The 21,043-nt window shown below is 61.4% G+C and carries 22 protein-coding genes and 1 pseudogene; 11 read left to right on the top strand and 12 right to left on the bottom strand.

The window, feature by feature from the left end:
• Positions 1–21: 21 nt before the first annotated feature.
• Positions 22–1,248: a dual-specificity RNA methyltransferase RlmN gene (gene rlmN / locus ACS4RR_RS03655; protein ID WP_017966207.1), complete on the bottom strand. Its 1,227-nt coding sequence runs from the start codon at positions 1,246–1,248 to the stop codon at positions 22–24.
• A gap of 250 nt (positions 1,249–1,498) precedes the next feature.
• The gene (locus ACS4RR_RS03650) at positions 1,499–2,008 is read right to left on the bottom strand and encodes an invasion associated locus B family protein (RefSeq protein ID WP_017966206.1); all 510 of its coding nucleotides are present in this window, start codon (positions 2,006–2,008) and stop codon (positions 1,499–1,501) included.
• 336 nt (positions 2,009–2,344) lie between these two features.
• Between ACS4RR_RS03650 and ACS4RR_RS03645 the strand changes: the two genes are divergently transcribed.
• Positions 2,345–2,905: a sigma-70 family RNA polymerase sigma factor gene (locus tag ACS4RR_RS03645; protein ID WP_456189708.1), complete on the top strand. Its 561-nt coding sequence runs from the start codon at positions 2,345–2,347 to the stop codon at positions 2,903–2,905.
• On the opposite strand, the gene ACS4RR_RS03640 is transcribed toward ACS4RR_RS03645, so the two are convergent.
• Positions 2,902–3,294 carry a YkvA family protein gene (locus tag ACS4RR_RS03640; protein WP_456189707.1) on the bottom strand — a complete coding sequence of 131 codons (393 nt, stop codon included), beginning with the start codon at positions 3,292–3,294 and terminating at the stop codon, positions 2,902–2,904. The two genes, ACS4RR_RS03645 and ACS4RR_RS03640, sit on opposite strands and share 4 nt — an antisense overlap.
• An 80-nt stretch (positions 3,295–3,374) precedes the next feature.
• Entirely contained in the window at positions 3,375–3,680 is a 306-nt protein-coding gene (locus ACS4RR_RS03635) for a 4a-hydroxytetrahydrobiopterin dehydratase (RefSeq protein WP_456189706.1), read from the bottom strand.
• A gap of 34 nt (positions 3,681–3,714) precedes the next feature.
• On the opposite strand from ACS4RR_RS03635, the gene ACS4RR_RS03630 reads away from it, so the two are divergent.
• On the top strand, positions 3,715–4,215 hold the full coding sequence (locus tag ACS4RR_RS03630) for a low molecular weight protein-tyrosine-phosphatase (RefSeq protein WP_456189705.1): 501 nt from the start codon (positions 3,715–3,717) through the stop codon (positions 4,213–4,215).
• Here ACS4RR_RS03630 and thpR read toward each other — a convergent pair.
• The gene (gene thpR, locus ACS4RR_RS03625; protein WP_456189704.1) at positions 4,122–4,715 is read right to left on the bottom strand and encodes an RNA 2',3'-cyclic phosphodiesterase; all 594 of its coding nucleotides are present in this window, start codon (positions 4,713–4,715) and stop codon (positions 4,122–4,124) included. The two genes, ACS4RR_RS03630 and thpR, sit on opposite strands and share 94 nt — an antisense overlap.
• 68 nt (positions 4,716–4,783) lie before the next feature.
• Entirely contained in the window at positions 4,784–5,428 is a 645-nt protein-coding gene (locus ACS4RR_RS03620) for an arylesterase (RefSeq protein WP_222334701.1), read from the bottom strand.
• 72 nt (positions 5,429–5,500) lie between these two features.
• Between ACS4RR_RS03620 and ACS4RR_RS03615 the strand changes: the two genes are divergently transcribed.
• The 4 genes from ACS4RR_RS03615 to ACS4RR_RS03600 all read left to right on the top strand — a co-directional run bounded on the left by ACS4RR_RS03615 (position 5,501) and on the right by ACS4RR_RS03600 (position 10,325).
• Positions 5,501–6,208, top strand: coding sequence for an ABC transporter ATP-binding protein (locus ACS4RR_RS03615; RefSeq protein WP_017966199.1), 708 nt, complete (start codon positions 5,501–5,503; stop codon positions 6,206–6,208).
• Positions 6,205–8,748 (top strand): ABC transporter permease, encoded by a 2,544-nt coding sequence (locus tag ACS4RR_RS03610; protein WP_260109640.1) that lies wholly within the window; start codon positions 6,205–6,207, stop codon positions 8,746–8,748. Before ACS4RR_RS03615 ends, ACS4RR_RS03610 begins: the two co-directional genes overlap by 4 nt.
• A 180-nt stretch (positions 8,749–8,928) precedes the next feature.
• Positions 8,929–9,657 carry a Bax inhibitor-1/YccA family protein gene (locus ACS4RR_RS03605; RefSeq protein ID WP_017966197.1) on the top strand — a complete coding sequence of 243 codons (729 nt, stop codon included), beginning with the start codon at positions 8,929–8,931 and terminating at the stop codon, positions 9,655–9,657.
• Positions 9,658–9,767: 110 nt separating this feature from the next.
• On the top strand, positions 9,768–10,325 hold the full coding sequence (locus ACS4RR_RS03600) for a GNAT family N-acetyltransferase (RefSeq protein ID WP_260109641.1): 558 nt from the start codon (positions 9,768–9,770) through the stop codon (positions 10,323–10,325).
• A 6-nt stretch (positions 10,326–10,331) separates the two neighbouring features.
• Here the strand turns inward: ACS4RR_RS03600 and ACS4RR_RS03595 are convergent, their stop codons facing one another.
• The 3 genes from ACS4RR_RS03595 to acnA form a co-directional block, all read right to left on the bottom strand.
• The gene (locus ACS4RR_RS03595; RefSeq protein ID WP_164577648.1) at positions 10,332–10,733 is read right to left on the bottom strand and encodes a DUF2794 domain-containing protein; all 402 of its coding nucleotides are present in this window, start codon (positions 10,731–10,733) and stop codon (positions 10,332–10,334) included.
• 315 nt (positions 10,734–11,048) lie between these two features.
• A complete protein-coding gene (locus ACS4RR_RS03590; RefSeq protein ID WP_260109642.1) occupies positions 11,049–11,789 on the bottom strand; it encodes a DUF1223 domain-containing protein in 741 nt (246 codons plus the stop codon).
• A gap of 236 nt (positions 11,790–12,025) precedes the next feature.
• Positions 12,026–14,716: an aconitate hydratase AcnA gene (acnA, locus tag ACS4RR_RS03585; RefSeq protein ID WP_260109643.1), complete on the bottom strand. Its 2,691-nt coding sequence runs from the start codon at positions 14,714–14,716 to the stop codon at positions 12,026–12,028.
• A gap of 262 nt (positions 14,717–14,978) precedes the next feature.
• On the opposite strand from acnA, the gene ccmA reads away from it, so the two are divergent.
• Genes ccmA through ACS4RR_RS03560 form a run of 5 tightly spaced genes read left to right on the top strand, consistent with a single transcriptional unit; the run spans position 14,979 to position 17,935 of the window.
• On the top strand, positions 14,979–15,626 hold the full coding sequence (gene ccmA, locus ACS4RR_RS03580; RefSeq protein WP_260109644.1) for a heme ABC exporter ATP-binding protein CcmA: 648 nt from the start codon (positions 14,979–14,981) through the stop codon (positions 15,624–15,626).
• Between the two features lie 52 nt (positions 15,627–15,678).
• Positions 15,679–16,338 carry a heme exporter protein CcmB gene (ccmB, locus tag ACS4RR_RS03575; protein ID WP_162116902.1) on the top strand — a complete coding sequence of 220 codons (660 nt, stop codon included), beginning with the start codon at positions 15,679–15,681 and terminating at the stop codon, positions 16,336–16,338.
• Between the two features lie 48 nt (positions 16,339–16,386).
• On the top strand, positions 16,387–17,148 hold the full coding sequence (locus ACS4RR_RS03570; RefSeq protein ID WP_260109645.1) for a heme ABC transporter permease: 762 nt from the start codon (positions 16,387–16,389) through the stop codon (positions 17,146–17,148).
• A gap of 2 nt (positions 17,149–17,150) precedes the next feature.
• Positions 17,151–17,330, top strand: a complete 180-nt coding sequence (gene ccmD, locus ACS4RR_RS03565; RefSeq protein ID WP_260109646.1) for a heme exporter protein CcmD — start codon at positions 17,151–17,153, stop codon at positions 17,328–17,330.
• Positions 17,327–17,935 carry a DsbE family thiol:disulfide interchange protein gene (locus tag ACS4RR_RS03560; RefSeq protein WP_260109647.1) on the top strand — a complete coding sequence of 203 codons (609 nt, stop codon included), beginning with the start codon at positions 17,327–17,329 and terminating at the stop codon, positions 17,933–17,935. Before ccmD ends, ACS4RR_RS03560 begins: the two co-directional genes overlap by 4 nt.
• A gap of 191 nt (positions 17,936–18,126) precedes the next feature.
• On the opposite strand, the gene ACS4RR_RS03555 is transcribed toward ACS4RR_RS03560, so the two are convergent.
• The 3 genes and pseudogenes from ACS4RR_RS03555 to ftsY form a co-directional block, all read right to left on the bottom strand.
• Positions 18,127–18,714, bottom strand: a complete 588-nt coding sequence (locus tag ACS4RR_RS03555) for a DUF2585 domain-containing protein (protein WP_260109648.1) — start codon at positions 18,712–18,714, stop codon at positions 18,127–18,129.
• Complete coding sequence (locus ACS4RR_RS03550; protein WP_017966185.1) at positions 18,711–19,355, bottom strand: septation protein A; 645 nt, start codon at positions 19,353–19,355, stop codon at positions 18,711–18,713. The genes ACS4RR_RS03555 and ACS4RR_RS03550 overlap by 4 nt, the downstream gene beginning before the upstream one ends.
• 75 nt (positions 19,356–19,430) lie before the next feature.
• Positions 19,431–21,028 (bottom strand): annotated as a pseudogene (gene ftsY / locus ACS4RR_RS03545) (signal recognition particle-docking protein FtsY).
• Positions 21,029–21,043 lie beyond the last annotated feature (15 nt).

The raw sequence follows: 21,043 nt of genomic DNA, 5'->3' as shown, positions 1-21,043 counted from the left end.
AGCGAGGATCAAACTTGCTGATCAGTCGTCGGCGCCGTGATTGGCGATCATCATCGCCTCGAAGGCCAGACGTTCGGTCTTGCGCATGCGTTCGGATTCCGATTTCAGCTGGCCGCAGGCTGCAAGAATGTCGCGGCCGCGCGGCGTGCGGATCGGCGAAGCATAGCCTGCCGAATTGATGAAGTCGGCGAACTTCTCGATCTGCTCCCAGTCGGAACACTGATAATTGGTGCCGGGCCAGGGATTGAACGGAATGAGGTTGATCTTCGCCGGCACGCCTTTCAACAGCTTGATCAACCCTTTGGCGTCTTCCAGGCTGTCGTTGACATCCTTCAGCATCACATATTCGAAGGTGATACGCCGCGCGTTCGAAAGGCCAGGATAGGTCCGGCAGGCTTCGATCAGCTCTTTCAGCGGGTACTTCTTGTTGATCGGCACCAGAATGTCGCGCAGATCGTCGCGCACCGCATGCAGCGAAATCGCCAGCATGACGCCGATTTCCTCGCCGGTGCGGAAGATCTCCGGCACGACGCCGGAGGTGGACAGCGTCACGCGGCGCCTGGACAGCGACAGGCCGTCACCATCCGTGGCGATCAGCAATGCCTGCTTGACGGCATCGAAGTTATAAAGCGGTTCGCCCATGCCCATCATGACGATGTTGCTGACTTTACGGCCCTCGGCAGGCATGATCGTACCCTGCGGCGCTTCACGGTCCGGGAAATCCCCAAGCCGGTCGCGGGCAAGCAGCAGCTGCGAAAGAATTTCTTCCGCCGTCAGGTTGCGCACCAGACGCTGCGTCCCGGTATGACAGAAGGAACAGGTGAGCGTGCAGCCGACCTGGCTGGAAAGACAGAGCGTGCCGCGGCCCTCTTCCGGAATGTAGACGGCCTCGATCTCGACGGGACGCCCGGCGCCGCGGGCGGGAAAGCGCAGCAGCCATTTGCGCGTGCCGTCGTTGGAAACCTGCTCCTCGACGATCTCGGGACGTTCGATGGTGAAATGCTGCTTCAGCATCTCCCGCATGTCCTTGGCGACATTCGTCATATGGTCGAAATCGGAAACCCCGCGCACATAGATCCAGTTCCAGAGCTGCGAGACGCGCATCTTGATCTGCTTCTCGGCCACACCCTTTTCCCGGAGTGCCGCCGCCATCTCCTCGCGCGACATGCCGATCAACGACGGCTTCTCGAGGCTGGCGGACGTGCGCGCCTGCGGCTTGGTGACAACGATCGCATCCATGACGGACATAGGCATTCATCCCGAATTCAAACATGTGGCTGCTCCTGGCAACCCCGCGGACTTCAGCGATAAGCCGGAAGACCTGCGGGCGCATGACAGCACATCGGCAGAAGTTGAATGGCGGAACGGCGACTGAAATCGCGATCTGTCCGCTGTTGGCGCCGGCTTTAGCATCATTTTGCCCGCGCGTCACCATAGATGGAAATGGCATGGGCCGGCGCAAGGCCGGCCCATGAAACTCTTCGGCCTAGAGGACCGCTTACTTGCAGGTTTCGATCTGCTTCAGCGCAGCCGAAATACCCGAGAGCGAATAGCTGTAGGAGGTGCCGGTGCCCTTGCGCGAAACGGCATTGACCGTCATCGAGTGACCGGTCTTCATCGCGGCGACGAGGGCTGGCTCCTGGGCCGCATTCTCGACCCAGCCGGCCTTGTCCTTGGTGAACATCACGAAGGTCTTGTTGTCGATGACGACGTTGATCTTCGAATTTTCCTTGACCGTGTAGCCCATCATCGCCTGCGGCTCGTAAGAGATGTTCTGGCCCGGGCGCTGAGAGACGATGAAGAAATTGTCGCCGTGGTCGACGCTTGCCGGCTGCTTTGCCGTCGGAACGGACAGCACGTAGCAGACGGTGCTGTTGCCCGACTTGTAGGAGTAGGCGCCCCATGCCTGGAACTGCTGGATGCGGTTCGGCGCGGCCTGCTGCGCTTCCGCAACTCCGGCCATAACAAGGGTGAGTGCGAGAGCGGATACGATACTTTTTACAAACATGGATTCCTGCCGGTTCTTGCGATTCAAGGCCCGAAGCGATCATAGCGGGCGCCGCATAATCACGATCTGCTTTATTTTGACTTAATTCAGGTTACCAAATGGTCAACAATAGCTGCGATTTGTATCTGCCTGTGTCATTTCAGCTCGAGTGTCAATTTTCGCACCTTTGACGGTATCGGCCGCGACATCGTGCCCCGATGGCACTGGCGGTCCGTTCGGCTGAATTTAAGACACAAAGATTCAGGCAAGAGTTTGACGTTTCGCAAATCCGTTGTACCTCATTAAGACTTGGAAATCCGGGACGAAATTATTGCCGCAGGGGGCTGGTGAGGGGATATGGATGCCGAGGAAAGACAGCGTTTCGCTGCCCTCGCCAAGGCCGTCGCGGACGATCGCGACCAGCAGGCCTTTTCCGTCCTGTTCGACTATTTCGCGCCCCGCCTGAAAGCCTGGCTGATGCGCCAGAAGATGACATCAGGCGAGGCCGAGGAACTGGTCCAGGAGATCATGATCGTGCTTTGGCACAAGGCAGACCTCTATGATGCCGCGCGATCTTCCCTCTCGACCTGGCTTTTCCGTATTGCCCGCAATCGCCGCATCGACATGCAGCGCCGCGCCAATACCCGCATCTTCGACGAGAACGATCCGGCCCTGCAGCCGCCGGCCGATATCGGCGCGGAAGAAATCATCGCCAATGACGATCGCGACGCCAAGATACGCGCCGCCGTCGGTCAATTGCCGGAGGAACAGCGCGACATGCTGCGCGCCGCCTTCTTCCTCGGTCAATCGCATTCGGAGATCGCCGAATCGACCGGGCTGCCGCTCGGCACGGTGAAGTCACGTATCCGGCTTGCCTTCGGCAAGCTCCGCAAGGTGCTGGAACAGGATATCGCTTAAATCGTCTTCATCGCTTCTTCCGGCCGATCGGCAAGAACGCGGTCGGCCGCTTCGTAGTGGCGCGGCCGGATGTGGCCGCGCACCATGGCGAAGGCAGCCGAAAGCACGGCGATGTCGTCGGAAAAGCCGATGACGGCGAAAATATCCGGGATCATGTCGATCGGCATGACGAAATAGGCGAGTGCCGCAAGCAGCACGCCGCGCACCTTCGTCGGCGTCTGCGGATCGAGCGCGCAATAGAAACCGGCGACGACATCGCGCGAGAAGGGGATCTGTCGCACGGCCCGCCGAAACGTCGGCCAGAATTTCTGCCTGACGGTTTTCTCCCGCCGGCTCTGGGTGTCCTCGTCGCCCGGCAACAGGATTTCCCCGAATTTGACCTCGTCCATCCCTGCATCCCTTTTGTCCATGCGAACATATGGTGACGGCGCCCAGTCTTTCAATCGACCCCTTTCAATCGGCCCCGCTTTCAAACAATACGGCGCGCCGCAGCCTTCTCCATGGCTTTGGCGAGCTTGAAATCCAGCTCCGTCAGTCCGCCGGCATCATGCGTATTCAGCGTCACATCCACCCTGGAATAGACGTTGAACCATTCGGGATGGTGGTTGAGCTTCTCGGCCGCGAGTGCTGCCTGCGTCATGAAGCCGAAAGCCTCGACGAAATTTGCGAACTTGAACGTCTTCGATATCGAAGAACCCGCATCATTGAGCACCCAGCCCGCAAGCTCGGTCAGTTCAGCCTCGGCCGCCGGCCGTTCCAGTCTTTCCATTTTCATGCCATGGTCCTCTCATCTCTCAGACAGGTTACCGATGAAACGCATCAGCATCCTCTTCGTTTGCATGGGCAATATATGCCGTTCTCCGCTTGCGGAGGGAATTTTTGGCCATCTCGTCGCCGAGGCTGACTTAACCCGCGATTTTACAATCAATTCCGCCGGCACTGGCGGCTGGCATGAAGGCGAGCCGCCGGACCGGCGTTCGATCGCCACCGCGAAAAGCCACGGCATCGAGATATCGGGACAGCGCGCCCGCCGCATTCAGTCGAGGGATTTCAGGGATTTCCATCTGATCCTCGCGATGGACCGCGACAACCTGGCAACGCTCGAAAAGAGCGCGCCGCATGGGGCGAATATCCACCTTTTCGGTGATATCGCGCTGCGAACGGGAGAGGATATCCCCGATCCCTATTATGGCGGCCCAGACGGCTTCGAGCTGGTCTATACCAGGCTCTTGACCGGCTGCTGCAGGCTGCTCGAAACGCTGGGCGCCGAGCGAGCCTCATGCAGCGGGAACACTTCTTCGGTGAGATAAGGCCCGCCGCCGACCGATCTGCGCGACGACAACAGCACGAAGCGCGGCGCGGTGAAGGTGGCGGTGTGGAAGTTGCCGCGTCCCGCAAGATATTGCACGACATCGTCGAGCCGCGAGGATTTGAGCCGCGCCAGCGTCACATGCGGCATGAATTTGCGGGGATCCGGCGGCAGGCCGATACGCTGGCAGATGCGCTCGATCTCCCCCTGCAGGGCATACATTTCAGGCGATTGCGAGACGCCGGCCCAGACCGAATGCGGTTTCTTCGAGCCGAAGGACCCGATGCCTTCCAGCCGAAACTGGAATTCCGGCCGGTCTATCCGGTCGAGGCGTTCAACGATTTCATCGGCCGTGCGGCCGTCGACATCACCGATGAAGCGCAGGGTGATGTGGTAATTCTCCACATCGATCCATCGTGCTCCGGGGAGGCCACCGCGCAGCAATGAAAGACTCATCGCCGCATTGCGCGGAATTTCGAGGGCGGTAAACAGTCTCGGCATCACGAGCACTCCCCGAATCTTTTGCAGGTGCTCACACGGAATCATGCAATCAACAACCGCGCAAGCCCCTAATTCTTCACAGATGAAATCGCTTCGACGAAATTTGTGACAGCAGGCTCCATCTTTTCGACCATAACGTCGACACCTCTCGCGTTCGGATGCATGCCGTCGTCGAGCTTCAACCCTGCCTCCAGCGCAACGCCGTCGAGAAAAAAGGCATAGAGTGGAAGCCCATGTTTTTCCGAGAGTTTCTGATAGATCGGGTTAAACCGCGCAGCATAATCCGCCCCCATGTTCGGCGGCGCAATGATACCGGCGAGCAGCACGGCAATCCCGCGCTCCTTTAGCCGGGCAATCATCTGATCGAGATTCTTCTCGCTCTCCTCCGGCGGGATGCCGCGCAGCGCATCATTGGCGCCAAGTTCCAGAATGACGCCATCGGTGCCGTCGGGTACCGACCAGTCGATGCGCGCAAGGCCCCCTGTCGTCGTGTCGCCGGAGACCCCGGCATTGGCAATGGTGACGTCGAGCCCCTTCGCCTTCAATGCCACCTGTAGCTTTTCCGGAAAGCCATCGCCGGGCGGCAGCTGATAGCCCGCCATCAAACTGTCCCCAAAACCGACGAGATTGATCGTCCGGGCATCGGCGGCAGTGGCAAGGAACAGCGAGACGGCGATGACGGTGAATTGAAGGGCGGCAACTTTAAATCTCATCCCAGCTTCCCTAGATTGGCGAGGTGCCGTTATGCGGCCATTCGATTACGGACTTATATAGGGCGATTTCTGTTGGCAAAAACCATTATCGAGTTGAAGGGTGCCGATCTGACCCTTGGCAGCGCGGCCGCCTCCGTCCATGTGCTGAAGGGCATCGATCTCGATATCGCGGCCGGCGAATCCGTCGGCATCGTCGGCCCTTCCGGTTCCGGCAAATCCACCCTGCTGATGGTGCTTGCCGGGCTGGAGAAACTGGACAGCGGCGAGATCAACATTAACGATACGCCGCTCCATAGCCTCAGCGAGGACCAGGTCGCCGATTTCCGCGGCCGCAACATCGGCATCGTCTTCCAGTCCTTCCACCTGATCGCCAACATGACGGCGCTGGAAAACGTCGCCGTGCCGCTCGAACTCGCCAATGTCGGCAACGCCTTCGAGATCGCCCATCGCGAGCTGAAATCGGTCGGCCTCGGCGAACGGCTGAACCACTATCCCGGCCAGCTTTCCGGCGGCGAACAGCAGCGCGTGGCGATCGCCAGGGCGCTTGCCCCGTCGCCGGCCCTGCTGATCGCCGACGAGCCGACCGGCAATCTCGATACCGAGACCGGCCGCCAGATCGCCGACCTCTTGTTCTCCAAGCAGGCCGAACGCGGCATGACCCTGCTTCTCGTCACCCACGACGTCTCGCTTGCAAACCGATGCTCGCGCCAGATTCGCGTCCGCTCCGGCCGGATCGAAGGCGATAGCGCCGCCCGCCGCAGCGAAGCGGCGATCGCATGAGGATCATCACGCCACGCGTCTCGCTCGCTTTTCGCCTGGCATTGCGCGAGCTTCGCGGCGGCATCCGCGGCTTCTACATCTTCCTTGCCTGCATCGCGCTCGGGACAGGCGCCATCGCCGCCGTCAATTCCGTTTCACAGTCGATCACCGACACGATCGCCTCGCAGGGGCAGGAACTGTTGGCTGGCGACATCCGCTTCGAACTCAACAACCGCGAAGCCACGCCTCAGGAAATCGGTTTCCTCGAAGGCCTCGGCACCCTTTCAGTGTCGACAGGCCTGCGCTCGATGGCCCGCAAGCCCGACGGTTCCGATCAGGCGCTGGTCGAGGTCAAGGCCGTCGATGAAGCCTACCCGCTCTACGGCAAGTTCGTGGCCGAGCCGGACTATCCGCTTGCAGCGCTGCTTTCCAGCCAAAGCGGCACTTATGGCGCGGTCGCAGCGCCCCTTCTTCTCGATCGGCTCGGGCTTGCCGTCGGCGACGAGTTGCTGCTCGGCAACGTCAAGCTCAGCATCACCGGCACGGTGAAGACTGAGCCGGATGCACTGTCGGAAGGTTTTGGCTTTGCGCCGCGTCTGCTCGTCAGCCGCCAGGCGCTCCAAGCCTCCGGACTGATCCAGACCGGAAGCCTGGTCGAACATGCCTACAAGATCAGGCTGAACGACAAGGGCGCGATGTCGGGCATCCAGGCGCGCGCCTCCAAGGAATTCCCCGCCGCCGGCTGGGCGATCCGCACCAGCGACCGTGCCGCGCCCTCTCTCACCGAAAATATCACCCGCTTCTCGCAGTTCCTGACCCTGGTCGGCCTCACCGCACTGATCGTCGGCGGCGTCGGTGTCGCCAACGCGGTGCGCGCCTTCCTCGATGCCAAGCGCACCACCATCGCCACCTTCAAATGTCTCGGTGCGCCGGCGCAGGTCGTCGTTCTGATCTATCTCTTCCAGATTGCCATCATCGCTCTCGGCGGCATCCTGATCGGCCTCGTCATCGGCGCCCTGTCGCCGATCTTCGCCGCCCAGTTTCTGGCGCAATTCCTGCCGGTCTCGACTGCGCCGACCCTTTATCCCGGCGCCCTGCTGCTCGCCACGCTCTTCGGCATCCTGACGACGCTCGCCTTCGCCATCCTGCCGCTCGGCCACGCCCGCGAAGTGCCGGCGACCGCCCTCTTCCGCGAGCAGGGCTTCGAGGCCCGCCGCCTGCCCTCCTGGCCCTACATCCTGCTTGCCGCCCTGTTCATGGCCGGCCTTGCCGGCCTTGCCATCCTCACCGCCTATGACCGCTTCATCGCCGTCGTCTTCGTCGGCGCGATCGTTTTCGCCTTCGTCGTCCTGCGCCTGGTCGCGGCGCTGATCGCCTGGCTCGCGCGCCGCAGCCCGCGCGTCAACTCGCCGGCGCTGCGGCTGGCGATCGGCAACATCCACCGCCCCGGCGCACTGACGCCCTCGGTCGTCCTCTCGCTCGGCCTTGGCCTGGCATTGCTGGTAACCCTGACGCTGATCGACGGGAACCTGCGCCGGCAGCTGACCGGCCGGATGAACGAGGGTGCGCCGAACTTCTTCTTCGTCGATATCCAGAGCGCCGAGGTCGATGCCTTCCGCGATCTCGTCCAGGCGCAGGCGCCGCAGGGCAAGCTCGTCGAGGTGCCGATGCTGCGCGGCCGGATCATCGCCTTCAACGGCGAGGACGTCACCAAGATGAACGTGCCGGCAGCCGGCCGCTGGGTGCTGAACGGCGACCGCGGCATCACCTATGCCGAAACCCTGCCGGAGAACGCCGCCCTCACCGAAGGCAAATGGTGGGACAAGGATTACAGCGGCGAGCCGCTCGTCTCCTTCTCCTCGGAAGAGGCGCATGAGCTCGGCCTCAAGATCGGCGATACGGTCACCGTCAATGTACTCGGCCGCAACATCACCGCGAAGATCGCCAGTCTGCGCCGCGTCGAGTGGGAATCGCTGTCGATCAATTTCGTCATGGTCTTCTCGCCGAATACCTTCCGCGGCGCCCCGCATGCGTGGCTGGCGACCCTGACCGACCCCTCTTCGACACCGGCGGAAGATGCCGCGATCCTGAAATCGGTCACCAACACCTATCCGACGATCACCAGCGTGCGCGTCAAGGACGCGATCGATATCGTCAACCAGTTGGTCGCACAGCTGGCGACCGCGATCCGCGCCGCAGCCTCCGTCGCCCTCATCGCCTCGATCCTCGTCCTTGCCGGCGCGCTTGCCGCCGGAAACCGGGCGCGCACCCACGACGCGGTGGTGCTGAAGACGCTCGGCGCCACGCGCGCCACGCTGATCCGCGCCTTCAGCTACGAATATCTGATCCTCGGCCTCGCAACTGCGATCTTCGCGCTGATCGCCGGCGGGGTTGCCGCCTGGTTCATCGTCGCCCGCATCATGCGGCTGCCCTCGACCTTTCTGCCCGACGTGGCCGGACTGACGCTTGTGACTGCGCTCATCCTAACCGTCGGCATCGGCCTGATCGGTACCTGGCGCATCCTTGGGCAGAAGGCGGCCCCCGTTTTGCGCGAGCTTTGACCAGTCAGCGGCACTCAAACCCTTCACCTTACGGCGATTTAACCGGCCGAGGCTTTGCAAGCCTCTTGTTTGCAATGGGCGAAAGCCTCATATTGTTCGCAGGCATGCTGGAGCTCCGCAGCGGCGCCCGGGTCGAAAACCCCGACACCGTATTTCCATCGGAGCTTGTAAGAGGAAACTATGGCTGATCTTCGTAACTATCAAAGCCGCGTTCAGACCGGCGAGATGATTGATCAAGGCCTGCGCGCTTATATGCTCAAGGTCTACAACCTGATGGCGCTGGGCCTGGCGATCACCGGTGTGGCCGCATATCTGTCGTTCCAACTCGCCTTCGCCAATGGCGAACTGACCGCTTTCGGTCAGGCGATCTATGTGAGCCCGCTGAAGTGGGTGGTCATTCTGGCGCCGCTGGCTCTGGTGTTCTTCCTGAGCTTCCGGATCAATACGATGACGGTGGCCGCCGCCCAGACGACCTTTGCGGTCTATGCCGCGCTCGTCGGCCTGTCGCTCTCGTCGATCTTCCTGATCTATACGGGCCAGAGCGTCGTGCAGACCTTCTTCGTCACCGCCGCCTCTTTCGGCGCGCTGTCGCTTTACGGCTACACGACGAAGCGTAACCTGTCGGCGATGGGCTCGTTCCTGATCATGGGTCTGTTCGGCCTGATCATCGCTTCGCTGGTCAACATCTTCCTGGCGTCATCCGCCGTGCAGTTCGCGATCTCGGTACTCGGCGTGCTGATCTTCGCAGGCCTCACCGCCTATGATACGCAACGGATCAAGGAATTGTACCTGGAAGCCGATGACGTCGCCGTCGCCGGCCGCAAGGCGATCATGGGCGCGCTGACGCTCTATCTCGACTTCATCAACCTCTTCATGTTCCTGCTGCAGTTCATGGGCAACCGTAAATAAGCAGGGCAGACTGAGATCGAAAAGGCGGCTTCGGCCGCCTTTTTTGTTGCGCAGGCTTTCGCGGGATGGTTTTAGGAAGAGATATCCTCCCCAATGGATCTACCGCCAAAATGTCCTTCCTCCTGCGCGATGCCACGCAAGCCGATATTCCCGCCATTGCCGAAATCTATCGCGAATCGGTCCTGAACGGCGTCGCAAGCTATGAGATCGTGCCGCCGTCCGAGGCCGAGCTGGCGCAACGTTTTGCGGCCATCGTCAGCCAGCAATATCCCTATATCGCCGCCGTCGATGCGGGCGGTGTCCTGCTCGGCTACGCCTATGCCTCGGCGTTTCGCACGCGTCCCGCCTATCGCTGGCTGGTCGAGGATTCGATCTATCTCGCGCCTGAGGTCCGCGGTCGGGGCATCGGCAAGGCGTTGCTCGCCGCCCTGATCGACCGCTGCACCGGACTCGGTTTTCGTCAGATGGCCGCCGTCATCGGCGGCGCCAGCCCCGCATCGATCGCGCTTCATCGCGCAGCCGGCTTTGAGGAGGTCGGTCTGATGAAGGGCACCGGCTATAAGCATGGCCGCTGGCTGGACACGATGTTCATGCAGCGCGCGCTCGGCGAAGGCATGATCACCGATCCGGACCCGTCGACCTATCCCGGCACGCTGTTTAACAGCTGATATCGCTTATTTGTCGACGAGCTTCAGGGTCTTGTCGAAGACCTTCAGCACCTGGTTCAGCTCGTGACCGCGCTTCAGGATGGTGCCGTTGACGCTGATCACGGAATAGGCGCCCTGCTTGGCGGCAAGCTTCGGGTTTTTCTCGATGCGGAAGAGCGGCATTTCGCCGGAGCGCTTGAAAACGGAAAAGACCGCCCTGTCCTTCAGGTGATCGATGGCGTAGTCGCGCCACTCACCGTCACCGACCATGCGGCCGTAGATCCAGAGGATCGCGTCCAGTTCGCGCCGGTGGAAGGTCACCGGAAGCAGGTCTTTGCTTTGTTTGTATTCCCTGAGATCGACGACGACTGAGGAACTATTGTCGACGGAGCGGCTCTCGCCGTGTCGCAAATCCGGCTGATCTGTCATCAGTCTCCCGAGGCCTCCGCTTGTGACAGGAGGGTGACAGTTTGCCCGAGCCGCCGCAAATTGCAAGAGTGCCGGCCGTCACATTCCGCCGCAGTGCAGCGCCGCGCGTCTCTGTCGCAAGGGCGCTGGCGGGCACCACGCTTTCTCCGCAGCGCCGCATTTCAGTCAAAACAGCGCCTCATTTGCAGGAGATTTATGAATTCCAGTTTGGCGCCAGCGCGCCAAAAGGCCCGGCGGAGCGTATCGACCTTAACCCCAGCCCCGAATACGCTCGGCCGGGCCGCCCCGGCACTTCATCCGAAAGCGGATGGAATCTCAGATATTTTTACCAGCCATCACTACGGTCGCGCCAAGGATCGCAGCCGGATCGCCGTCTGCGGTCGCCGATTGCAGCAGGATGGCGCAGCCCTCGAGTTGCGGTCGCTGCAGGACGCTGGCCGGCAGCGTCAGATTGGTCGCCTTGCCGTCCCACATGCCGACGGTTTCGACATTGGTGACGCTGTGCAGATAAGAAATCTTTTTGCCGCTGTTCTCGCCCTTTTCGACATCGATCGTCTTTTCCTTATCGAAATAGACCATCACGACATTGGCTTTGCCCTGTCCGGCGCCGATCTTGATCTCCAACTCGTCGCCGCGCATCGCGGCACTGATGGGAATAGTCAGCCCATTGCCTTCGCTGCTAAAGGTGTCGATCTTGCCGTTGATGCCATTCAGATCGGCGCCGGCCAGATGGCCGCGTCCGTTGACGATGGCCTGCGGCGTATAGACGTTGCTGCGGCCCATCGTCCTGGCATAGCCGTACTGCCGCTCGGTATTTTCCTTGGAGCTCAGCGTATCGGCCCAGCCGAGATAATTCCAGTAATCGACGTGATAGGCGAGCGCGATGACATCGCCCTGGTTCACCAGCTTGCGAAACGCGGCATCAGCGGGAGGACAGGAGGAACAGCCCTGCGACGTGAAGAGTTCGACGACACCTTTCGGCGTGCCGTCTTCGGCCTGCAGCGGGCCTGAGAGAACAACGCCGGCAATCAGCGGAATCAAAAAACGCGGGGACATTCACCTGCACCTCTTTTTCAGCGCCGACGGCATGTTTGTACCGGAGGCCCTGACATATGAACGTACGAATAATCCCTCAGGGTCCAAACCGAAAGTCACGAACGGGTGAGACGTAGCCCGGCCGGAACCTGCGTAAAACAAATCATCGTGAGCCCGTCCAAATACTGTCGTCGCATCAAAGAAAAGCCGCCGGAAACTGCTCTCCGGCGGCCATTATCATGCGAGTTTCTTAAAAATCAGGCTGCGAGATCGCGCAGAACCGTCTGCAGGATGCCGCCATTGTTGAGGTAGATCACCTCGTCGAGCGTATCGACACGCGACAGCAGCGGAACCTCCTTCACGGTGCCGTCGCCATAGGTGATCCTGGCGATCTTCTTCTCGCGCGGCTTGATCTTTTCCAGGCCTTCGATGGTGACGAGTTCATCGCCCTTGAGGCCGAGGCTCTGCCAGGTCGTGCCCTCTTCGAAGACGAATGGAATGATACCCATGCCGACGAGGTTCGAGCGATGGATGCGCTCGAAGGACTGGGCGATCACCGCCTTGACGCCGAGCAGGTTGGTGCCCTTGGCAGCCCAGTCGCGCGAAGAGCCGTTGCCGTATTCGACACCGGCGAAGATGACGAGCGGTACGCCTTCCTGCTTGTACTGCATCGCGGCGTCGTAGATCGAGGTCTCTTCCTTCGACGGGTAATGGATGGTGTAGCCGCCTTCCTTGCCGTTTGGGCCAAGCATGTGGTTGCGGATGCGGATATTGGCGAAGGTGCCGCGCATCATCACTTCATGGTTGCCGCGGCGCGTGCCGTACTGGTTGAAGTCGGCAACGGCGACGTCGTGATCGATAAGGTAGGCGCCGGCTGGCGATGCCGCCTTGATCGAACCGGCCGGCGAGATGTGGTCGGTGGTGATCTTGTCGCCGAACAGGCCGAGAACCCGGGCGCCCTTGATGTCGGAAACGCCGGTGCCCTTCTTGCCCATCCCAACGAAGTAGGGCGGGTTCTGCACATAGGTCGAATCGTCGTCCCAGGCATAGGTCTGGCCCGGCGGGATCTGAACGGCCTGCCAGTTGACGTCGCCCTTGAAGACATCGGCGTACTTGCGTTCGTAGAGCTCGCGGGTCACGTATTTCAGGATGAATTCCTGGACTTCCCTAGAGGTCGGCCAGATGTCCTTGAGATAAACCGGATTGCCGCTCTCATCCTCGCCGATCGGCTCCTTGGTCAGATCCTTCTGCACAGTGCCGGCAAGCGCATAAGCGACGACGAGCGGCGGGGATGCGAGGTAGTTCGCCTGCACGTCGGGCGAGATACGGCCTTCGAAGTTACGGTTGCCGGAGAGAACGCCGGAAACGATAAGGCCCTTGTCGTTGATCGTCTTCGAGATCGGTGCCGGCAGCGGGCCGGAATTGCCGATGCAGGTGGTGCAGCCGAAGCCGACGAGGTTGAAGCCAAGCTTGTCGAGATCGGCCTGCAGGCCCGACTTGGCGAGATATTCGCCGACGACCTGCGATCCCGGCGCCAGAGAAGTCTTCACCCACGGCTTCGTCTTCAGTCCCTTGGCAACGGCGTTGCGGGCAAGAAGGCCGGCGGCGATCAGCACTGACGGGTTGGAGGTGTTGGTGCACGATGTGATGGCAGCGATCGCCACGTCGCCATGGCCGAGATCGAAATCCATGCCTTCGACGGCATAGCGGTTGTTCAGCTGGCCGGGCTTCTTGTAATCCGCGTCCATCGAGCCGGCGAAGCCGGTCGCGATGTTCTCGAGCGAGATGCGGCCTTCCGGACGCTTCGGGCCGGCCATCGACGGCACGACGTCGCTAAGATCGAGTTCCAGCGTATCGGTGAAGACGAGCTCGGAACCGTCGCCCTCGCGCCACATGCCTTGCGCCTTCGAATAGGCTTCGACGAGCGCGATCCGGTCACGCGTGCGGCCGGACATTGTGAGGTAGTTGATGGTTTCGCCGTCGACCGGGAAGAAGCCGCAGGTCGCGCCGTATTCCGGGCCCATGTTGCCAATCGTCGCGCGGTCGGCGAGCGGCATGTTGTCCATGCCGGGGCCGAAAAATTCGACGAACTTCGAAACGACGCCCTTCTTGCGCAGCATCTGCACGACGGTGAGAACGAGGTCGGTCGCCGTGACGCCTTCCTTGAGCTTGCCGGTCAGCTTGAAGCCGATGACTTCGGGCAGCAGCATCGAGACCGGCTGGCCGAGCATCGCAGCTTCCGCTTCGATACCGCCCACACCCCAGCCGAGAACGCCAAGACCGTTGATCATCGTCGTGTGGCTGTCTGTGCCGACGCAGGTATCGGGATAGGCGATCGTCTCGCCGTCCTCTTCCTTGGTCCAGACGGTCTGGCCGAGATATTCGAGATTGACCTGATGACAGATGCCGGTGCCGGGAGGCACGACGCGGAAATTCTTGAAGGCCTGCTGGCCCCACTTCAGGAAGCGGTAGCGCTCGCCGTTGCGCTGGTATTCCAGCTCCACATTCTTGGCGAAAGCCTGCGGCGTGCCGAATTCATCGACGATGACCGAGTGGTCGATGACGAGGTCGACCGGAACGAGCGGGTTGATCTTCTCCGGATCGCCGCCGAGCGACACCATCGCGTCGCGCATCGCAGCAAGATCGACGACGGCGGGAACGCCGGTGAAGTCCTGCATCAGCACGCGCGCCGGGCGATAGGCGATCTCGTTTTCGACCGCACCCTTATTGTTGAGCCATTCGGCAACGGCCAGGATGTGCTCCTTGGTGACCGACTGGCCGTCTTCGAAGCGCAACAGGTTTTCGAGCAGCACCTTCATCGAATAGGGAAGCTTCGACACGCCGGCCAGACCGTTTGCCTCAGCCTTGGGCAGGCTGTAATAGACATAGTCCTTCCCGTTGACGGAAAGCGTGGAACGACAATTGAAACTGTCAAGAGATTTAGACACGAGAGACCCCGTTTCTGATAGCCAACACAGTCGTGCGAACGCCTATGCACTTAATGCACATCAGGATGCGGGTACGGCCATTTCCGCTGTCCGCACGTGGAACAGACGCTCCAAGTTCGGCGCAAGGATGAAATTCACGCCGACCGCTGGCGTGGTTGCAGGTCTTATAGATAATTTCCTAAAAACTTGCCATACCCGAGCACAGTCAAAATCGGACATTTTTTGACCCCGCCGCAAGCCGAAACCAGGAAAGAGCCGCCGCATGCATCTCACCGCCGACAATCTGGCTGCAAGGCGCGGTGAAGATCTCATTTTCGTTAACATTTCCTTTCACTTGGCAGCCGGCGAGGCGCTTGTCCTCACGGGAAGAAACGGATCGGGAAAGTCGACTTTGCTGCGAGTCGTCGCGGGCCTCCTCAGGCCGGAAAAAGACACTGTCATCTTCTGCGACGAAGAGAGCCCGGGAGGCAGGCATCCGGGCGAGGTCAGCCACTACCTTGGCCATCGAAATGCGATGAAGAGTGAACTTACGGTTGCAGAAAACCTCGATTTCTGGCGTGTCTTTCTCGGCAATACAGGCTCCGCCGCCGCTCTTTCCACCGAGGACGCCGCTGACGCCGTCGGTCTTGCCGGCATCACCCACCTTCCCTTCGGTTATCTCTCCGCCGGCCAGCAGCGCCGGATGGCCTTCGCCAAGCTGCTCGTTGCCCACCGCCCCGTCTGGATCCTCGACGAACCGACCGCGGCACTCGATGCCAGCGCCGACCGGCTGCTTGCCGATTTGATTGGAGCGCATCAGACAAAGGGCGGCATCGTGCTGGCGGCGACGCATCAGCCGCTGGGGCTGAGGAATTCGCAGGAATTGAAGATGACCGGCTTTGCCGGGGTCGATGCGGGGGTATGGGGTTGATGCTTCTCGATGTAGCTACCCCGTCAACCGCACATGCAGAGAGCCGCCCCGCATGACCGCCCTCTTCCTCCGCGACCTGAAACTTTCCATCCGCGCCGGCGGCGGTGCACTGATCGGCGTGCTGTTCTTCCTGACCATCGTCGCCGTCATTCCCTTCGGCGTCGGCCCCGATCTCAAACTGCTGTCGCGCATCGGCCCCGCCATCGTCTGGATCGGCGCGCTGCTCGCCGCCCTTCTCGGTCTCGACCGCCTGTTCCAGGCCGAGCGCGACGACGGATCGCTCGACCTGATGCTGATGCAGGAAACGCCGCTCGTCCTGACCGTGCTGGTCAAATGCTTCGCCCATTGGACGGCCACCAGCCTGCCGCTGGTCATCGCCTCGCCGCTGCTCGGCCTCTTCATGAACATGGACGAGACGGCGATTGCAGCCACCATGCTGACGCTGCTGGTCGGCTCGCCTGCCATCACCTTCATCGGCGCCGTCGGCGCCGCCGTTGCCGTGGCGCTGCCCCGCGGCGGCCTGCTGGTCTCGATCCTCGTGCTGCCGCTGACCATTCCGGTGCTGATCTTCGGCGTCAGCGCCACCTATGCCGCAGTCGAGGATCCCGCCCCCTTCCTGCCGCCCTTCCTGATCCTCATTGCGCTGACACTCTTCTTCGCGGTCATCGGCCCGGCAGCCGCCGCCCTGGCGCTACGAAACACAGCGGATTGATGGGCCATTCGATTGCGGGAAAAGCCGGATCAAGGTAAGGAAACGATCATGCGCGAAACGAGCCTTGCCATCAGCAAATTCAGCGATCTCGCCAACCCGACGCGGTTTCTGGCGCTGGCGGCGCGCGCCATTCCGTGGCTGGCTGGCATCACCGCCCTCTGTTTCGCGGTTGGCCTCTATCTGAGCTTCGCCACCGAAGGCGATTACCAGCAGGGCGAGACCGTGCGCATCATGTATGTGCATGTGCCCTCGGCCTGGCTTTCGATGATGTGCTATACGATCATGAGCGTCTCGGCGATCGGCACGCTGGTCTGGCGCCATCCGCTGGCCGATGTCTCCGCCAAGGCCGCAGCGCCGCTCGGCGCCGCCTTTACCCTGCTCGCACTCGTCACCGGTTCGCTCTGGGGCAAGCCGATGTGGGGCACCTGGTGGGTCTGGGATGCGCGGCTGACCTCCGTCTTCGTTCTCTTCCTGATGTATCTCGGGCTGATTGCGCTCGGCCGCGCCATCGATGATCCGTCGAAGGCCGCGCGCGTCAGCGCCGTGCTCATCCTCGTCGGCTTCGTCAACATCCCGATCATCAAATTCTCGGTCGAGTGGTGGAACACGCTGCATCAGTCGGCAAGCGTGCTGCGCCTCGACGGCCCGGCGATCGATCCGGAATTCCTGCGGCCGCTCTTCGTCATGGCGATCGCCTTCACCCTGCTCTTCTTCACGCTGCACATCATGGCGATGAGGAACGAGATCTGGCGCCGCCGCATTGCCGCCCAGCGCCGTCTTGCCGCCCGCATGGCGAGCCGGGAGGAATAGCCGTGACGCACGCCTTCTACGTCTACGCTTCCTATGGCTTTGCAGCCCTGGTGACGATCGCCGTCACGCTCTGGACCTGGGCCGACGGCCGCGCCCGCCGCAGGGAACTTGCAGCCCTTGAGGCTGCCGGCATCCGCCGCCGTTCGGCGCGCCCCAAGGTCAGTGTGGGGGATGGCGAATGAACGACACGCCGGAAAACACCGCCGCCAAGCCGCGCGGGCTGAGCCGTTACGCATTGGCGCTGCTGCCGCTCGTCGTCTTCGGCGGCATTGCGGCCACGGCCGCAAAGATGCTCTACGACCAGGATTTCCATGGCAAGAACATCGCCGAAATTCCCTCCGCCCTGATCGGCACCAAGGCGCCGGCGCTGAACTTGCCACCGCTCGACGGCGCCAACCTGCCGGCGCTGACCGATGCGGCAATCAAGGGCAAGCTGACCCTCGTCAACGTCTTCGCCTCATGGTGCCTCCCCTGCCGGGACGAGCATCCGCTATTGAAAGAACTGGCAAAAGACGGACGCCTGAACATCGTCGCCATCAACTACAAGGACCAGAGCGACAACGCCCTGCGTTTCCTCGGCGAGCTCGGCAACCCCTATCGGGCGATCGGCATCGATCCGAATGGCAAGGCAGCGATCGACTGGGGTGTCTACGGCATTCCGGAAAGCTATCTGGTCGGTCCTGACGGCACAATCCTCTATAAGCGCGTCGGACCCTTCGACGATATCAGCCTGAAGGAAGGGCTTTTTCCAGCGATGGAAAAGGCGCTCGGCAAGCCGGCTTCCTGAGCAAGTGATCCACAAAAGACCCCTCCCCAACCCCTCCCCACAAGGGGGAGGGACTTAACGTGCGGCTCTTGCCGTGCGTCCAATCGAACGTCCAGTGTGCAGTTGGTCTGGTTTGCGAGGCGGTGTCACGAGTTAGTCCCTCCCCCTTGTGGGGAGGGGTTGGGGAGGGGTCTTGTGAGAACAAAGAAGCCCTACACCCCACCCTGCCAGACCTTAATTGCCTCCACCGGCCAGATCAGCATCAGCACATTGAGCGTCAGGTTATCGCGGATCACGTAGCCGGTGAAAATCTCGAAGAAGATGGCGATTGCAACCGTGAGCGCCACCGGTGCGCGCCGCGCGAAGAAGAAGCCGACGCACATGAAGACGGTGTCCATCGCCGAATTCAGGATGCTGTCGCCGTAATAATCGAGCGCGATCGTCGCCGTGCGGTAGCGGTCGATGATGAGAGGTGAATTCTCGAGCAGCTCCCAGCTGGATTCGATAACGAGCGCCAGCAGCAGCCTTGCCGCCAGCGGCTTGCCGCGTACGATGAGATGCGCGAGCCCGTAGAACAGGAAGCCATGGATGATGTGTGACGGCGTGTACCAATCCGATAGATGCTGCGAATTGCCGCTGGTATTGACCCCGCCCTCCCACAGCTTGACAGTGCCGCAGGCGCAGATCGGCAGGCGGCCCATCATATATTCGGCGACGATCTGGATGATCAGGACCGCAAGGCAGGCGACAAACCAGAAGCTCTGGTGTCTTACGCGAGACTCTGCATCGACAGCGCTCACTTCTCGCCGTCCGTTTCCAGGTTGACGCTATGCTTCAGCACCAACGGCATCTGCGCCAGCGTGAAGATGATGGTGATCGGCATCGTGCCCCAGACCTTGAAGGCGACCCAGGTACCATCGGAAAAATTACGCCAGACGACTTCGTTCAGCACGGCAAGGAAGAGAAAGAAGATGCCCCAGCGGATGGTGAGCTTGCGCCAGCCCTCGGCATCGAGCTGGAACGCGGCATTAAAGACATAGCCGAGCAGCGACTTGCCGAAGGCCAGCCCGCCGAGCAGCGCCACTCCAAAGAGCGCATTGACGATGGTCGGCTTCATCTTGATGAAGGTTTCGTTCTGCAGCCAGATCGACAGCGAGCCGAAGATGACGACGACGATCCCCGATACAAAAGGCATGATCGGCAGATGGCCGAGCACGATCTTCGAAACGATCAGCGAGATGATCGTCGCCGCCATGAATAGCCCGGTCGCGACGAACAGCGGTCCGCCCAATTCGGAAAGAGCAGGAAACGTCTCCACCAGCCACTGGCCGCGCAGATTGGCGAAGAAGAAGATCAGCAGCGGCCCGAGTTCCAACGCCAGTTTCAGCAGCGGGTGATGCCGGTCGGCAGCAGACGGGGTGATATCGCTTTCGGTGCTCATGCGTTCTTCAAACCTGTTTTCCTGGAAACTGTTTCCGGCCGTGCCCTGCAGGCTTTCGGCGGCATATCTGTGGCATCATTGGGGAAGTCCGGCAATGGCATGGGCAAAATCCTCGGCCTCGAACGGCTCCAGATCCTCGACGCCCTCGCCGACGCCGATGAAATAGACCGGCAGCTTGTGCTTGGCGGAGATGGCGACGAGGATGCCGCCGCGCGCCGTGCCGTCGAGCTTGGTCATGATCAGGCCGTTGACGCCGGCGACGTTGCGGAAGATCTCGACCTGGCTCAGCGCATTCTGCCCCGTCGTGGCATCGAGCGTCTGCAGCACGGTATGCGGCGCATCGGGATCGAGTTTGCCGAGCACGCGCACGATCTTCTCAAGCTCGGCCATCAGCTCTGCCTTGTTCTGCAGGCGGCCGGCGGTATCGACGATCAGCACGTCGCATTTTTTCGCCTTTGCCTGTTCGAAGGCGTCATAGGCAAGCCCGGCGGCATCGGCGCCGAGCTTGGTGCCGATGAATTCGGATTTCGTCCGGTCGGCCCAGATCTTCAGCTGCTCGATCGCCGCCGCACGGAAAGTATCGCCGGCTGCCAGCATCACCTTCAGCCCGGCGCCGGAAAGTTTTGCCGCAAGCTTGCCGATCGTCGTCGTCTTGCCGGTGCCGTTGACGCCGACGACAAGGATGATATGCGGCTTGTGCGAGAGGTCAAGCTGCAACGGCTTGGCGACCGGCTTCAGGACCTTGGCGATTTCCGACGCCATGATCCGGCTGACATCCTCGCCGGTGACATCCTTGCCATAGCGTTCGGAGGCAAGCGTGTCGGTGACGCGCATGGCGGTCTCGACGCCGAGATCGGCCTGAATCAGCAGGTCCTCGAGATCCTGCAGCGTCTCGTCATCGAGCTTGCGCTTGGTGAAGAGCGCGGTGATCTGGCCGGTCAACTGCGAAGAGGTGCGTGCAAGACCGTTGCGCAGGCGCTGGAACCAGCTGAGTTTTGGCTGCAGGACAACGGGCTCCGGCTCGACGACCTTCGGGCCGGTGGCGAAGCCTTTGGGGAGGATAGGCGATTCAAGCTTCGACTGTTCAGCGGCGATCTCGGAAGGTTCGGTGGGTGAGATACCCCCCTCTGCCCTGCCGGGCATCTCCCCCACAAGGGGGGAGATCGGCTGAACGGAGATGTCTTGCTCCACATTGATCTCGGGCGAAATCTCTTCTGGAAGCAGGCCTGCGACTTCCGCGGTCTCTTCGACCGAAGGTGGCGCGTCGACCTCCGAACGATCTCCCCCTTGTGGGGGAGATGTCCCGAAGGGACAGAGGGGGGTGCTTCCGCAACGTCCGCAGCAATCGGATGGGCTTCCGTCTCCGCTTCCGCCGCAGCTTCCGCTTCCAGCAATGAAAGCGGCACGACACTCATGTCGTTCAGCTGGTCGGCGGCGGGCAGGATTGCGGATTCGACATCATCGTCAGCAACCGCTGCTTCGACCCCGCCGGGGTCAATATCGGCAGCCGGCCCGCCGGCCGTATCCATTTCCTCGGCCAGCACCGGATCGTCGGCAACCGGCAGATCTTCGTCGCGCGAACGCGGCTCCAGCTCCCTTTCGACGGCCGCAGGCACAGGTTGGTCAGCCGGCTTGCCGAAGGTGAAGACCTTTTTGATGAAACTGAGAGCCATGGGCATTCCGTGAAA

The sequence above is a fragment of the Rhizobium zaerense genome, assembly GCF_051810725.1.
GTDB classification, from domain to species: domain Bacteria; phylum Pseudomonadota; class Alphaproteobacteria; order Rhizobiales; family Rhizobiaceae; genus Rhizobium; species Rhizobium leguminosarum_I.
Note: the sequence above shows the minus strand (reverse complement) of the source record. Positions and strands in the feature narration are given on the sequence as shown.

Coding starts and splice junctions, on each gene's coding strand:
- ACS4RR_RS03605 (WP_017966197.1), top strand. CDS start 8,929: ATGGCTGATCTTCGTAACTATCAAAGCCGCGTTCAGACCGGCGAGATG.
- ACS4RR_RS03560 (WP_260109647.1), top strand. CDS start 17,327: ATGAACGACACGCCGGAAAACACCGCCGCCAAGCCGCGCGGGCTGAGC.
- ACS4RR_RS03645 (WP_456189708.1), top strand. CDS start 2,345: ATGGATGCCGAGGAAAGACAGCGTTTCGCTGCCCTCGCCAAGGCCGTC.
- ACS4RR_RS03635 (WP_456189706.1), bottom strand. CDS start 3,680: ATGAAAATGGAAAGACTGGAACGGCCGGCGGCCGAGGCTGAACTGACC.
- ACS4RR_RS03570 (WP_260109645.1), top strand. CDS start 16,387: ATGCGCGAAACGAGCCTTGCCATCAGCAAATTCAGCGATCTCGCCAAC.
- ACS4RR_RS03630 (WP_456189705.1), top strand. CDS start 3,715: ATGAAACGCATCAGCATCCTCTTCGTTTGCATGGGCAATATATGCCGT.
- rlmN (WP_017966207.1), bottom strand. CDS start 1,248: ATGTCCGTCATGGATGCGATCGTTGTCACCAAGCCGCAGGCGCGCACG.
- ACS4RR_RS03610 (WP_260109640.1), top strand. CDS start 6,205: ATGAGGATCATCACGCCACGCGTCTCGCTCGCTTTTCGCCTGGCATTG.
- ACS4RR_RS03590 (WP_260109642.1), bottom strand. CDS start 11,789: ATGTCCCCGCGTTTTTTGATTCCGCTGATTGCCGGCGTTGTTCTCTCA.
- ACS4RR_RS03640 (WP_456189707.1), bottom strand. CDS start 3,294: ATGGACGAGGTCAAATTCGGGGAAATCCTGTTGCCGGGCGACGAGGAC.
- ACS4RR_RS03550 (WP_017966185.1), bottom strand. CDS start 19,355: ATGAGCACCGAAAGCGATATCACCCCGTCTGCTGCCGACCGGCATCAC.
- ACS4RR_RS03600 (WP_260109641.1), top strand. CDS start 9,768: ATGTCCTTCCTCCTGCGCGATGCCACGCAAGCCGATATTCCCGCCATT.
- ccmA (WP_260109644.1), top strand. CDS start 14,979: ATGCATCTCACCGCCGACAATCTGGCTGCAAGGCGCGGTGAAGATCTC.
- ACS4RR_RS03595 (WP_164577648.1), bottom strand. CDS start 10,733: ATGACAGATCAGCCGGATTTGCGACACGGCGAGAGCCGCTCCGTCGAC.
- ccmB (WP_162116902.1), top strand. CDS start 15,679: ATGACCGCCCTCTTCCTCCGCGACCTGAAACTTTCCATCCGCGCCGGC.
- ACS4RR_RS03620 (WP_222334701.1), bottom strand. CDS start 5,428: ATGAGATTTAAAGTTGCCGCCCTTCAATTCACCGTCATCGCCGTCTCG.
- thpR (WP_456189704.1), bottom strand. CDS start 4,715: ATGCCGAGACTGTTTACCGCCCTCGAAATTCCGCGCAATGCGGCGATG.
- ACS4RR_RS03650 (WP_017966206.1), bottom strand. CDS start 2,008: ATGTTTGTAAAAAGTATCGTATCCGCTCTCGCACTCACCCTTGTTATG.